This window comes from Pectobacterium artocarpous (assembly GCF_046159765.1).
Classification (GTDB): Bacteria; Pseudomonadota; Gammaproteobacteria; order Enterobacterales; family Enterobacteriaceae; genus Pectobacterium.
Genome location: NZ_JBJXVK010000025.1, coordinates 42,066 through 54,603 on the forward strand (window position 1 = coordinate 42,066; position 12,538 = coordinate 54,603).

Genomic DNA, 12,538 nt, shown 5'->3' on the forward strand with positions numbered 1-12,538 from the left:
CCTGAAGTGTTTAGGGGACATCACGTTCCGCACGCGGCGGGAGGAATGCAGAAGTAAATATGGCTGACATATCAGGCGTGTTTTTCAGGCCAAAGGCGTCTACCACCTCGGTAATGGAGCGCTGCATGCGCGCGGGATCGACATCGCCAAGCCCGATCTTTTTGTTCTCCGGCGTGACGACTAACTGGTCAAACGCCATTTGCAAACGTCGTGTTTCCAGTTGGCTGTTAATCAGCGAGTCCTGCGCTTTAACGTATTGCACCGCAGCCGCAGGGTCGGCCAATGTTTCTTTTACCGCTTTGTTGAAGGCTCTCAGGAAGGCTTTAATCGCCTCTGGGTGGTTTTCCTGCATGTTTTTGCTGACGATAATGCTATTGCCGTAGAGATCGACGCCGTACTGGGCATAAGGGAAGATCACCAGATCGTCCGCTTTGGCGCCGCGCGCTTCCAGATTGAGCAGGCTGGTAAAATAGAAACCGGCAATCGCATCCACATTTTTACGCACCAGCAGATTCGGTGTCACGGTGGGATCGGAAGATTGCCAGGTTACGGCGTCTTTATTCAGCCCAACCTTTTTCGCAAAGGCTGGCCAGGCTTTACGCCCAGCATCGAAGACGGGGGCGGCAATGGTTTTGCCTGCCAGCGCTTTCGGCTCTGTCACACCACTGCTTTTTAACAGGAAAATAGCGGCTGGCGTGGTGTTATACAGCATATACACGCCTTTTATTCCGGTTCCGGGATGCTGTGATTCCTGCTCAATCAGCGCATTCACATCCGCGAAAGCCATATCGTAAGCGCCGGTCGCCACGCGTGTCACCGCGCCAGCAGAGCCGTTACCCGAATCGATCTGCACATCCAAACCTTCCTGCGCAAAATAATCTTTCGCTTTCGCCATCAGGAAGGGGGCAGAGGGGCCTTCAAAGCGCCAGTCCAGAGAAAATTTAACCTTTACCGGCTCAGCCGCCTGCGCCTGAGAAAGCAGGAGTGAGCACGAAAGCAGAGCGGTAGCGCTTAATTGGTGTAGCTTTGATAACGTAGACAGCATCGCAGATTCCTCAATAGTGGAAGTAAAGGGATTTATTTTTGAATGCAGGGTGGGGCGCCGCGCACGATATCGCACAGTCCTGCGATAATGCGTTCGCCCGTTTCCGTGCGCAGTTCGTCATACCAGGCTTGCGTCAGTGCGCTGTCTTTACCGTGGGTGATATCGCAGCGTTTACGCGCTTTAAGCACCAGTTCCTTGACGCGTGGACTACGCAGCGACTGATAGCGCAGCAGGGCAGCCTCAATATCGGCCTGATTCGCTGCGCAATGTTGCAAGGTTTCTCCCAACACCACGGCATCCTCCAGCGCGGCACAGCCGCCCTGACCGATATCTGGCGTTGTGCTATGGCCTGCATCACCTAACAGCGCGACCCGGCCACGTACTAATTGAGGAAAAGGTTCGATATCGTGGATTTCGATTCTGTTGGTCGTCTCAGGATTGATCGCGGCGATTAACCGTTGTACCTGTGGTGTCCAGCCGGAGAAATAGCGCAGTAGGTCGGAGCGTACCGTGGTGCGATCCTCCGCTAATCCCAGAGGAAGCGGCACATCGAAAAAGAAGTAGAATCGACCGTCAGAAACAGGCATGAGAGAGACGCGCTTGCCTTCTCCGACAAAGGTGGTCCACTGGTTTGCGGGGGCGATGTGTTCATCAATGTGTACCAAACCATTCCAGTTCACATACCCGGCGTAGCGACGTTCCGGTGTGTAGCCCAGCACATGCGGCCGGAGCGTGGAGTGCGTACCGTCGGCGGCGATTAAGATATCGCTGTGCGTACTGGTGCCGTCGGTAAACCAGGCGGTAACGCCGTGTTCATTCTGCGCTATGCGTTCAACGCGTTTGCCAAACTGCACGGTATCTCGTCCCCAGAAATCCAGCATCTCGGCTTGCAGTTCGGCGCGGGCGATAGGATAAGGGCGTTCGCCAACCTGCTCGACCAATGCGTTCAGGCTAAAACGGGTCATCGTTTGCCCGTCGCGGTAATCCTGATAGGCCATGTAGTGCATCGGGCCGCCGAAGCGTTTCATGATGTCGCCCATCCCTAAATGGTTCATGCAGGCAACGCCGTTCGGCCAGACGGAAATCGCGGCGCCGACCGGTTTAATGTCGCGAACCGCTTCAAATACCTCACAGGTGATACCCACCTTTTTTAAAGCTACCGCTGCGCTTATGCCACCAATACCTGCACCAATGATTGTCGCTTTCATCACTATTCCTCTGGCTCATCTGTTCCGTTGGCTGTCGCCAGCCTGCAACGTTTGTATCAATATGTGTTTTTATTGCAACTTTAGTACCAGTTTGTATTCGCGGGTTAAGCTCGATAAAAAGGCGAGATAAACGCATGTGGCGTGCGTTTATTGCACAACATGGGTGCAACATTGTTGTCACATTGCGCAACAAGGGGGCGTGAAACGTTTGTTGCGGTGAATTTCGGCGTAATGGCTGTACAACAACGAGAAGGAGGCGTTATCCCGGTGAGGGGCGTCTTGTTGTTATTACGCCTCGAGTAGGGGAATACGCCTTTCCGCATCCCTATTTTTCCGTACCCAAATGAAAGTGGCGTACTTTGTGCAAGTCATTGAACCATGACGTCGCGGGATAAGACGCGAATAATGGATTGAGGTTGATGGAGGGGGAAATGGTTTCACTTGAGCACTTTAATCAATTGAACGAGAAAGACGCGGAAGCGCTGCTGTTGCCCTGCGTGGCGCTGACCCGTTGGGTCAAACAGGTTGTACAGGGGCGACCTTACCGGCATATTGCAGACGTGCTGGATACCGGAATGCGGGCGAGCCACGACTGGCACGCTGAAGATCTGATGTTGGCGCTCCATACCCATCCGCGTATTGGCGAAAAAGCGGCGAGCGGCACGCAGGAAGCGGAACTGTCGCGACAAGAGCAGGCGGCGGTCAACCATGACGATGCGGCACTTAAACAGGCATTGTGCGAGGGCAATGCCCGATATGAAGCGCAGTTTGGTTATGTGTTTCTTGTTCGCGCCAAAGGGCGTAGCGCGGAGGACATACTGCATATATTGGAGCGACGACTGCAAAATACGCCTGAGCAAGAGACGCAGGAGGCACTGAAACAACTACGCGAAATCACCCTATTGAGACTGGAAGGAGTGTTTAACGAATGAGCACGCTAAGTACCCATATTCTGGATATCGCAGTCGGTCAACCTGCCGTTGGCGTGAAGGTACGCTTAGAACGACAGGATGATACTCGCTGGAGTACTGTCGCTGAGGACGTGACTAATGAAGATGGCCGTATCGCGGCGTTCGTCAACGCCCCCTTGCCTGCGGGACACTATCGTCTGACTGCCGCTATTGGCGACTGGTTTGCCGAAGCAAACCGTGAGTCGCTGTTTGTTGAGGCGCAGATTGATTTTCGCCTCAGCGCCTCGGGCGGTCACTATCATCTGCCGTTTCTGATTTCGCCGTGGTCCTGGTCAACCTACCGCGGTAGTTGATGATTGATGGTATACCGCAATAATCTCTCCAGCGATTGCCACGGCGATTTCGGCAGGCAATTTCCCTTTAACGTCAGGCAGACCTACCGGACAGCGCATGGTTGCGAGCCGTGCTTCACTGATGCCTTTTCCAGTTAGCTGATAGGTAAAGCGCTGGCGTTTTGTGTGTGATCCTATCAGGCCAAAGTAGCGATAATCGCCCCGTTTCAGAATGGCCTCTGCCAGCACTAAATCGCGTGGATGATGATGCGTCATCACCACGAAATAGCTTCCGGCGGGGCTGTCTGTCACCGCATCCAGTGGATCGTCAAGATGGCGGGTGACGATCCCCGGCGGCACCTGTCGAAACATCTCTTCCCGTTCATCCACCCACGATACCCGGCAGGGCAGGGTGGCAAGTAACGACACCAGCGCGTGACCGACATGGCCGGCACCAAAGACGACGATATGCGGCTGCGGCAGAATCAGCGGTTCCAGCAACACCGTGGTCATGCCGCCGCAGCACTGTCCCGCTCTGGCGCCGAGGTTAAAGTGCTCAATGCGCGGCTGTGTGGCATGCTGCATTAACATGTCGCGCGCGATGGCGATGCATTGGTACTCCAGATTACCGCCGCCGATGGTCAACCAGCTTTCCTGTAGGGTGACGATCATTTTGGTGCCTCCATCGCGAGGGACGGATCCTTTCTCGCCCAGCAGCGTCAGCAGGACGCACCCTTCATGGCGGGCGTGCAAGGTACTCAGAATGTTAATCCAGGCATCGTTCATGCTGTCTCCCGCTGCGACTGTATGCCCCAAAATACGCGTTCAGGCGTGGCTGGCGCATCAAGATGCGGATGGTGACGATAGTTTGCTACGCTAGCCACCGCATCCTGTAATGCACACCAGACGGAAATGCCTAACATAAAAGGGGGTTCGCCGACGGCTTTTGAACGGTAAACCGTCTGCTGTGGGTTGGCGTGGTTTTCCAGCAGTTGCACACGGAAATCGGGTGGTATATCGCTGATAGCTGGGATTTTGTAGCTCATCGGGCTGTCGGTGAGCAAACGACCGTCTGGACTCCACACCAGCTCTTCACAGGTCAGCCATCCTGCGCCCTGAATAAACCCTCCCTCGATCTGACCGATATCCAACGCCGGATTCAACGACTGCCCAACATCGTGCAGGATATCTGTACGCAGTAGCCGATATTCACCGGTCAGCGTATCAACCAGTACCTCTGAGCAGGCCGCGCCGTAGGCAAAATAGTAAAACGGCTGGCCTCGTCCTGCGGCACGGTCATAGTGAATGCCGGGAACCTTGTAAAAGCCGGTCGCAGAGAGCGGAACCTGATTCAGCCATGCCAGATTGGCAACATCGGCAAAGCGAAAGTATTTTCCCGGCACCTGTACAATGCCGTTACGAAAGACGACGTTCTGTTCTTCACAGTGATGCAATTGACATAACATCTCTGTCAGTCGCGTTTTCAGCGTTTGCGCCGCGATCTCTGCCGCTTTACCGTTCAGGTCAGCACCCGATGACGCGGCAGTCGGGGAGGTGTTGGGCACTTTGCCGGTATTGGTGGCGGTAACCTGAATCGTCTCCAGCGGAATTTGCAAGACGTCAGCCACGACCTGCGCGACTTTGGTGTTAAGCCCCTGTCCCATCTCGGTGCCGCCGTGGTTCAACTGCACCGTGCCGTCGGTGTAGATCAGGATTAATGCCCCCGCCTGATTTAAAAAACTCGACGTAAAGGAAATGCCGAATTTTACCGGCGTAAGCGCCAGACCGCGCTTGAGTACCGGGCTGGCGGCATTAAATACGCTGATTGCTTCACGGCGTGCGTGATAGTCCGCGCTGTGCTCCAGTTGTCGGGTGATTTCCGGCATGGGATTGTCTTCTACCGTTTGCCAGTAGTGCGTGACATTGCGCTCGGCCTTGCCGTAATAGTTACGTTTACGGATCGTCAGCGGATCGCACCCCAATTCCCGAGCGATGCGATCCATAATTTGTTCGATGGCGACCATGCCCTGTGGGCCACCGAATCCGCGATAAGCCGTATTGGAGGCCAGGTGGGTGCGGCAGCGATAGCCAGTGATACGTGCATCGCCGAGGTAGTAGGCATTATCCGCATGAAACATGGCGCGATCGCAGATCGAACCGGAAAGATCGAGCGCGTAGCCGCAGTTTGCCGCCAGATCGATCGCGACACCGTGCAGCATGCCGTCATCGGTAAAGCCGACATCATAACGCACGAAGAAAGGGTGCCGTTTACCGGTTGTTCGCATATCATCACGACGACTCAGGCGTAGCTTGGCCGGGCGTCCAGTCAGATAAGCGGCCAATGCCGCGTGGCAGGCGATGCTGGCCGCCTGCGTTTCCTTGCCGCCAAATCCACCGCCCATACGGCGCATATCCACGGTCACTTTGTTCATGGATATGCCGAGTACCGATGAAACCAGTTTTTGTACCTCAGTCGGGTGTTGCGTAGAGGAAAAAACCTGAAGGGTATGGTCTTCTCCCGGTAGGGCCATCGCGACCTGACCCTCCAGATAAAAGTGCTCCTGCCCGCCGATATGAAACTGCCCCTGAATACGGTGAGGTGCGTGAGACAGCGCGGTATCCACATCGCCACGCTGATGGACATGCGGGGCTTCTACCCACAATTCGCGTCGCAGTGCCTCTTCCACATCCAACACCGCTTCCAGCGGTTGGTAAGTGATGTTTACGACGTTGGCTCCGGTCTGTGCTGCTTCCCCGCTTTCCGCGACCACCGTCAGCACCACCTGACCGTGATATTCCACGGTTTCTTTAGCGAACAACGGTTCCCCCGGAGCCAGCGCCCCGACATCCAGATCACCGGGAACGTCCTGCCAACTGAGGACGCGAATGACGCCTGATACGGCGAGACAGGCCTGCGTATCGATATCGAGAATATGGGCGTGAGCATGCTCGCTCAGCACCGGACAGAGGTGCAATAATCCGGGCAGAGTCGGCTTATCATCCACATAGTCGGCTTGACCGCTCACCTGCTTGTCCGCGCTGTCATGCTTCTGGCTACGACCTGCGCCTCCTGTCAGTTCACGATGAAACTGTTCCACCAGCCTCTGTTCTGACCGGTGTTCTGTATTAATCAACATAGCTGTCTATCTCCAGAGCGGCGTGTGGGTGGCGCTGTTGCAAGGCGTAGCGCCGCAGCAGGTTTTGTGCGATAGCGAGGCGATACTCTCCACTGCCACGAAAATCATTCAGCGGTGAGAAATCCTGTGCCAGTGCCGCGCAGGCAGAATCTAACGCATCGGACAAAGGGCGATGCAACAGGGCCTGTTCACAGGCTTTTGCGCGTGCTGGGGTGGCAGCCATGCCGCCAAACCCGATGCGAGCTTCTGTTACCCGGCCTTCTTCTATCTGGATATTGAAAGCGCCAAAGACCGTGGAGATATCGTCATCGCGCCGCTTGGAGACCTTCCAGGCGGAAAATGTCGGGGAAATGCTGGCGCGTGGAATTACGATGTCGCGGATAAATTCGCCGGTCTGTAAGGCCGTCTTACGGTAGGCAAGAAAAAATTGATCGAGAGGAAGTTCACGCGAGTGGTCGCCGCGTTGTAGCACCAGATGGGCATTGAGCGCCAATAGCATCGGCGCGCCGTCGCCAATGGGGGAGGCATTGGCAAGATTGCCTGCCAGTGTTCCCTGATTACGTATCTGGCGCGAAGCGAAACGCTCCAGCGCCTGACTGAAGGCGGGAATCCGTGTTTCCAGCGCATGGAGGCAGCGCTGGAGCGTGACTCCTGCACCGAACGTGATCGTCTGATCCGTTATTGTGATCGTTTGCAGTTCTTCGACCTGATGTAAGGCGATAACGCGCTCAAACGATCGATGGTGTTGTGTCACGTTAAGCGCTAAATCGGTCCCGCCCGCCAGCAAATGCGCGGAAGGATGACGCAGATAGAGCATCGCCATTTCCGAGAGTGTCGCAGGCAGTAAGCATGCTTCATCAAGGGCGTTTTCTTGCGGTGCCATGCGTATCTCATTGAGTCGTTCTGCGGTTTTTTGTGCCTGTTCATGAAAGCGATCCTGGATATCCAACCCGCAGATCTGTTGTGCGGCGGTGATGATGGGACGGTAGCCCGTACAGCGGCACAAGTTGCCTGCTAACTGCTGTTCAATATCGTGTCTGGAACCTGTACAACCGGCTTTCTGTAACGCAAAGGCCGACATCACAAAACCCGGTGTACAAAAGCCACACTGGGAGGCATGGCAGTCGGCCATGGCCTGCTGAACCGGATGGAGCACGCCGTTTTCTGACAGGTCTTCCACGGTCAGTAACTGTTTGCCGTGAAGCTGGCTCATGAGCATGATGCAACTGTTGGCGGTCTGGTAGGCCATACCGTCCGCGGTCGGTTCGCCAATGACGATGGTACAGGCACCACAGTCTCCCGATGCACAGCCTTCTTTGGTGCCCGTGCGTCTTTCCTGCGTGCGCAGCCAGCGGAGTACCGTGGTATCCGCTGCGATATCCGTTAACGTTTTTAGCGTTTGATTAAGTAAGAAGCGAATCATGCGGCTTTCTCCACGTCATCCTGACGCCAGACGCAGTGGCCATTAACCCAGGTATGCCAGATATTGCGGTCATCCCCCAGCGTCATCAGTAAAAACAGCTTTTCGTAGATATCATGGCAGCTCGCCAGACGCATTTTTTGCAGTGGGCTGACGGCCAGATCCAAGACCACGAAGTCAGCCTCTTTGCCCGGCATAAAGTTGCCGATGTAACGATCGAGATCGAGGGCGTGCGCGCCACCGAGTGTCGCATGATAAAAAGCCTGACAGGCATGGAGTTTGCTCCCTTGCAACTGCGTGACCTTGTAGGCTTCTCCGAGCGTCTGCAACATATTAAAGGTCGTGCCTGCACCGATATCCGTACCGATCCCGACGCGTACGCCGTGATCGAGACAGGTATGTAAGGGGAAGAGACCGCTGCCGAGAAATAAGTTCGACGTTGGACAGAAGGCGATCGACGAGTCTGTTTCGCGCAGGCACTCCCACTCGCACGCCTCAAGATGAATCGCGTGGGCAAATACGCTCCGCCTGCCCGTCATCTGATAATGGTGGTACACACCGAGATAGCTGCTGTGTTCGGGCCAGAGTGCCTTAACCCAGGCGACTTCATCGGTGTTTTCACTTAAATGGGTATGTAGCCAGACATCTGGGAATTCCTGACGTAGCTGTTCCACTACGCGCATCAGTGCCGGTGAAGAGGTCGGCGCGAAACGCGGCGTGAGCGCGTAGTTAATACGTCCTTTATTGTGCCAGCGCAGAATCAGGTCGCGAGTTTGTTGATAGCTTTGCTCCGGCGTTTCGATCAGATAAGGGGGCGCATTTCTGTCCATCATCACTTTGCCTGCGATAAGGCGCATCTCAAGGTGGCTCGCCGCACGAAACAGGGCGTCTACGGATTCCGGGTGCACGGTACCGAACACCAATGCCGTTGTCGTACCGTTAGCCAGAAGTTGATTGAGAAAGAACGCAGACATGGCGGCGGCATAGTCGCTATCGGCATATTTGCTTTCCGTTGGAAAGGTGTAGGTTTGGAGCCACTCCAGCAACTGTTCTCCCCAGGCGCCGACCATCTCGGTTTGAGGATAATGCAGATGGGTGTCGACAAAGCCGGGCACAATCAGTTTGTCACGATAATCGATATAGTCCGTCGGATGACGTAGCCAATGACAACCTTCTTCCCACTCCACGAGAGCGACGATATGGCTACCGTCGAGAAACAACAGCCCATCGCTGAGGCTGCGACTCTGTTTCAGCATGTCATCTGGCCGCGCCGCCAGAGCAGTGATATCGAAAAATTGGCTACGTAATGCGCAGGTATAATGTATCGTCATAGTAAAACCTCTTTTTATACGAAGGGGTTCCTTCGTGTGCCCGGTCGGCCCTCAAATCGGTGTGGGGGAGCCAGGCTTTTACCGCAGATGGCGATAATATTGCAAAGAACATACCAGTGGGTGATTCGATGCTGAGGTTGGTATCTTGTTGTAAATAAATGACTTTAATTTTGTTGCGCAACAAAAATTCAAAATAATGAAAAAATAACGTTATCTTTCTGTATGCAAACGGTTGCGAATATTAGTAACCGTTTGCGTGTTATAGATAACAGAATAATATTCTGTTTAATGGCAGGGTTTTTCTTGGGAAGAGGTATGATGTCGTGAAAATTATCACCATAATAGTGCACTTGCTCTGTTGGCTAGTCACTCATGCTGATTCGTTGGTGTTGAAGAAGATTTTTTATGCACCCACTCTTTAATTATGCCTGAATCAGGTATGATGAGTGCCGCCGTCAGCCGTTCATCGGTTGTTCAACATCCCCTCTGTGTTATCAGCACGTTTATCCTGCTTTTTAACCTCATGCGCGATAACGGTCAAAACCTAATTTCCACACAGTTGAAACGATTCCTATAAATAAGTGTCAGGATAGATATCGCGCGTCAAAGCGATACGCTGTTAGCCACTTAAAGATGAGCATCATGAAGATTAAGCAAACATTTACCAGGGCATTACTCCATCCGCGCTATTGGACGACATGGTTCGGTCTTGGCGTGCTGTTTTTATTAGTCCAGCTTCCTTATCCGTTGTTGATGAAACTCGGAAGCCGAGCGGGCCGCTTATCCCGTCTCTTTCTAAAACGTCGAGTGGCGATTGCCCGGCGTAATCTTGAACTCTGTTTCCCCACGATTTCTGACGACGAACGTGAAGCGATGATCGACAGTAATTTCGCGTCGCTCGGCATGGCGTTGGTTGAAACGGGTATGGCGTGGTTCTGGTCCGATCGTCGTGTTCGTCACTGGTTTGATGTTTCAGGGTTGGAACATTTGCAGCAGGCTACGGCAAAAGGTCGTGGCGTGATGGTGATTGGCATTCACTTTATGTCGCTGGAATTGGGCGGTAGAGCGATGGGGTTGTGTCGGCCAATGATGGCGATGTATCGCCCGCACAATAATAAAGCGATGGAAATGGTGCAAACCTGGGGACGTTCTCGTTCAAACAAGGCGATGATAGACCGTAAAGATCTGCGCGGTATGGTGCAGGCGCTGAAGCGGGGTGAAGCGGTATGGTTCGCACCCGATCAGGATTACGGCCCTAAAGGGAGCGTATTTGCGCCGTTCTTTGCGGTAAAAAATGCAGCGACCACCAGCGGCACCTTCACTATCAGCCGTCTGGCCAAACCCGCGATGATGACGACGGTGCTCATTCGTAAGCCGGATGCGTCGGGTTACCACTTAGTGATCCAACCGGAGCTACAGGATTATCCGTATCACGATGAGCGGGCGGCGGCGTGCTACATGAACACGGTGATTGAGAAAGAAATCATGCGTGCGCCCGAGCAGTATCTCTGGCTGCATCGTCGTTTTAAAACACGTCCGATAGGGGAAGTCTCGCTTTACGCCTGACAGCAGAAGCGCCGCATAATATAAAAATATCAGCGGCGCTTACCGGCTTTACTCTTTCCCTAACAGCATGCCACGTGCGACAAAGGATTTTGGGGTTGCGCCGACACGTTCGTGACGTGCCAGATAACGGTAGCACCCTGCAGAAAGGAACGCGCCGATAAACCAACTGAAGTTGGCTGCATCACGCCATTGCGGGGTAAAGCTGATGATCAATCCAATCGCGACCGCAGGAATCAGTGCCATCAGTGCATTCGGGTTGAAACCGTTTCGATACCAGTAGCGTCCTTTCGGTGTCGCGTCGAAAAGATCGTCCACATAGACTTTCCCGCCTTTGATAACGTAGAAATCCATCAGCAAAATACCGAATAGCGGACCGATAAAGGCGCCGAGCACATCAAGCGTGTAGTGAATCAACTCCGGTGAGTTGAACAGGTTCCAGGGGGTGAGCAGAACAGAACCGACAGCGGCGATCATGCCGCCAGTGCGGAAACTGATGCGCTGTGGCGAGCAGTTTGAGAAATCGAAGGCCGATGAGACGAAGTTGGCGACGATATTGATCCCTATCGTCGCGATGATCATGGTCAGTACGCCAAGCGCAACCGCAAAACCGCTGCCAATGTGTGTGACGGTTTCGATGGGGTCGGTAATCATACGGCCAAACAGTGATTGGGTGCCTGAAACAATAACGACGGTAATGATGGAAAAGAGCAGGAAATTAAAAGGGAGTCCCCAGCGATTGCCGCGGCGGATTTCTTGCATACTTTTACCGTAGCGAGAGAAATCGCCAAAATTCAACAGCGGGCCGGAAAAGTAGGACACGACGAGTGCCGTTGCGGTGAGCATCTGCCAGGTTTGTTCGCCGGTGGTGAGTGTTTTGCTACTCAGGGTAAACGAGATATTTTCCCAGCCGGTTTGGTAAATAATCCAGACGGCCAGCAGCGTCATCACGACATAGACCGCGGGGCCTGCGAAGTCGATGAAGCGTTTAATCGCGTTCATGCCATGCCAAAACACCATGGCTTGCAGGAACCACATGATGCCAAAGCAAATCCACCCTAGCGCTGACAGGCCAAGCCAGTGGCTCTGCGTCAGGGGAGCGAGATCCGGGTAAAACTTAAGCAGTACCAGCATCAGAGCATGCGCAGCCAGATAGGTTTGAATCCCGTACCACGCAAAGGCGATTAAACCACGGATCACAGCGGGAATATTGGCACCAAACACGCCGAATGCCTGACGGCAAATGACGGCGTAAGGCACACCGCTCATCTGGCTCGGTTTGGCCACGAGGTTGGCACAGATCTGTACGATACAGATCCCCACCAGAAGACACAGCAGCACTTGCCAGCTTGCTAACCCCAATGTGAAAAAGCTGGCGGCGACGACATACCCTCCCATGCTGTGCACATCTGACATCCAGAAGGAAAAAATATTGTACCAGGACCAGGTCTGAACGCGGGTCGGGGCCAGATCCTCATTACATAGTCTGGGGCTGTACGTACTGTTGCCATTACCATTACCTGTGTTGATATTTTCTGGCATGGAATCTGCTCCTTTTACCCTGGTCGTTAAATGAATGACGTTGTGTGTA

The 12,538-nt window shown here is 53.9% G+C and carries 10 protein-coding genes; 3 read left to right on the forward strand and 7 right to left on the reverse strand.

Translation table 11 applies throughout. The features are described from left to right. Positions 1-10: 10 nt before the first annotated feature. Together ACKQAD_RS16060 and hpxO are read right to left on the reverse strand one after the other, a co-directional pair. Complete coding sequence (locus ACKQAD_RS16060; RefSeq protein WP_409161069.1) at positions 11-1,045, reverse strand: ABC transporter substrate-binding protein; 1,035 nt, start codon at positions 1,043-1,045, stop codon at positions 11-13. Positions 1,046-1,077: 32 nt separating this feature from the next. After that, positions 1,078-2,253, reverse strand: a complete 1,176-nt coding sequence (gene hpxO, locus ACKQAD_RS16065) for an FAD-dependent urate hydroxylase HpxO (RefSeq protein ID WP_409161070.1) — start codon at positions 2,251-2,253, stop codon at positions 1,078-1,080. Between the two features lie 431 nt (positions 2,254-2,684). On the opposite strand from hpxO, the gene uraD reads away from it, so the two are divergent. After that, positions 2,685-3,185 carry a 2-oxo-4-hydroxy-4-carboxy-5-ureidoimidazoline decarboxylase gene (gene uraD, locus ACKQAD_RS16070; RefSeq protein WP_409161071.1) on the forward strand — a complete coding sequence of 167 codons (501 nt, stop codon included), beginning with the start codon at positions 2,685-2,687 and terminating at the stop codon, positions 3,183-3,185. Next, positions 3,182-3,517, forward strand: coding sequence for a hydroxyisourate hydrolase (gene uraH / locus ACKQAD_RS16075; RefSeq protein ID WP_409161072.1), 336 nt, complete (start codon positions 3,182-3,184; stop codon positions 3,515-3,517). Before uraD ends, uraH begins: the two co-directional genes overlap by 4 nt. Here uraH and xdhC read toward each other — a convergent pair. From xdhC to guaD, 4 genes are read right to left on the reverse strand one after another with little or no spacing between them, the layout of a single operon-like run. Continuing rightward, positions 3,497-4,282 (reverse strand): xanthine dehydrogenase accessory protein XdhC, encoded by a 786-nt coding sequence (xdhC, locus tag ACKQAD_RS16080; RefSeq protein WP_409161073.1) that lies wholly within the window; start codon positions 4,280-4,282, stop codon positions 3,497-3,499. The two genes, uraH and xdhC, sit on opposite strands and share 21 nt — an antisense overlap. After that, the gene (gene xdhB, locus ACKQAD_RS16085; RefSeq protein WP_409161074.1) at positions 4,279-6,633 is read right to left on the reverse strand and encodes a xanthine dehydrogenase molybdopterin binding subunit; all 2,355 of its coding nucleotides are present in this window, start codon (positions 6,631-6,633) and stop codon (positions 4,279-4,281) included. The genes xdhC and xdhB overlap by 4 nt, the downstream gene beginning before the upstream one ends. Continuing rightward, the gene (gene xdhA / locus ACKQAD_RS16090; RefSeq protein ID WP_409161075.1) at positions 6,623-8,056 is read right to left on the reverse strand and encodes a xanthine dehydrogenase small subunit; all 1,434 of its coding nucleotides are present in this window, start codon (positions 8,054-8,056) and stop codon (positions 6,623-6,625) included. Before xdhA ends, xdhB begins: the two co-directional genes overlap by 11 nt. Continuing rightward, positions 8,053-9,384: a guanine deaminase gene (gene guaD, locus ACKQAD_RS16095; protein WP_409161076.1), complete on the reverse strand. Its 1,332-nt coding sequence runs from the start codon at positions 9,382-9,384 to the stop codon at positions 8,053-8,055. Before guaD ends, xdhA begins: the two co-directional genes overlap by 4 nt. A gap of 642 nt (positions 9,385-10,026) precedes the next feature. On the opposite strand from guaD, the gene lpxP reads away from it, so the two are divergent. Beyond that, positions 10,027-10,950, forward strand: coding sequence for a kdo(2)-lipid IV(A) palmitoleoyltransferase (lpxP, locus tag ACKQAD_RS16100; RefSeq protein WP_409161077.1), 924 nt, complete (start codon positions 10,027-10,029; stop codon positions 10,948-10,950). A 48-nt stretch (positions 10,951-10,998) separates the two neighbouring features. On the opposite strand, the gene ACKQAD_RS16105 is transcribed toward lpxP, so the two are convergent. Continuing rightward, on the reverse strand, positions 10,999-12,489 hold the full coding sequence (locus ACKQAD_RS16105) for an NCS1 family nucleobase:cation symporter-1 (RefSeq protein WP_409161078.1): 1,491 nt from the start codon (positions 12,487-12,489) through the stop codon (positions 10,999-11,001). Positions 12,490-12,538 lie beyond the last annotated feature (49 nt).

Bases quoted from the DNA above. Each gene is read 5' to 3' on its own strand.
- xdhB (WP_409161074.1), bottom strand. From the start codon at position 6,633: ATGTTGATTAATACAGAACACCGGTCAGAACAGAGGCTGGTGGAACAG.
- uraD (WP_409161071.1), top strand. From the start codon at position 2,685: ATGGTTTCACTTGAGCACTTTAATCAATTGAACGAGAAAGACGCGGAA.
- ACKQAD_RS16105 (WP_409161078.1), bottom strand. From the start codon at position 12,489: ATGCCAGAAAATATCAACACAGGTAATGGTAATGGCAACAGTACGTAC.
- guaD (WP_409161076.1), bottom strand. From the start codon at position 9,384: ATGACGATACATTATACCTGCGCATTACGTAGCCAATTTTTCGATATC.
- uraH (WP_409161072.1), top strand. From the start codon at position 3,182: ATGAGCACGCTAAGTACCCATATTCTGGATATCGCAGTCGGTCAACCT.
- hpxO (WP_409161070.1), bottom strand. From the start codon at position 2,253: ATGAAAGCGACAATCATTGGTGCAGGTATTGGTGGCATAAGCGCAGCG.
- xdhA (WP_409161075.1), bottom strand. From the start codon at position 8,056: ATGATTCGCTTCTTACTTAATCAAACGCTAAAAACGTTAACGGATATC.
- lpxP (WP_409161077.1), top strand. From the start codon at position 10,027: ATGAAGATTAAGCAAACATTTACCAGGGCATTACTCCATCCGCGCTAT.
- ACKQAD_RS16060 (WP_409161069.1), bottom strand. From the start codon at position 1,045: ATGCTGTCTACGTTATCAAAGCTACACCAATTAAGCGCTACCGCTCTG.
- xdhC (WP_409161073.1), bottom strand. From the start codon at position 4,282: ATGAACGATGCCTGGATTAACATTCTGAGTACCTTGCACGCCCGCCAT.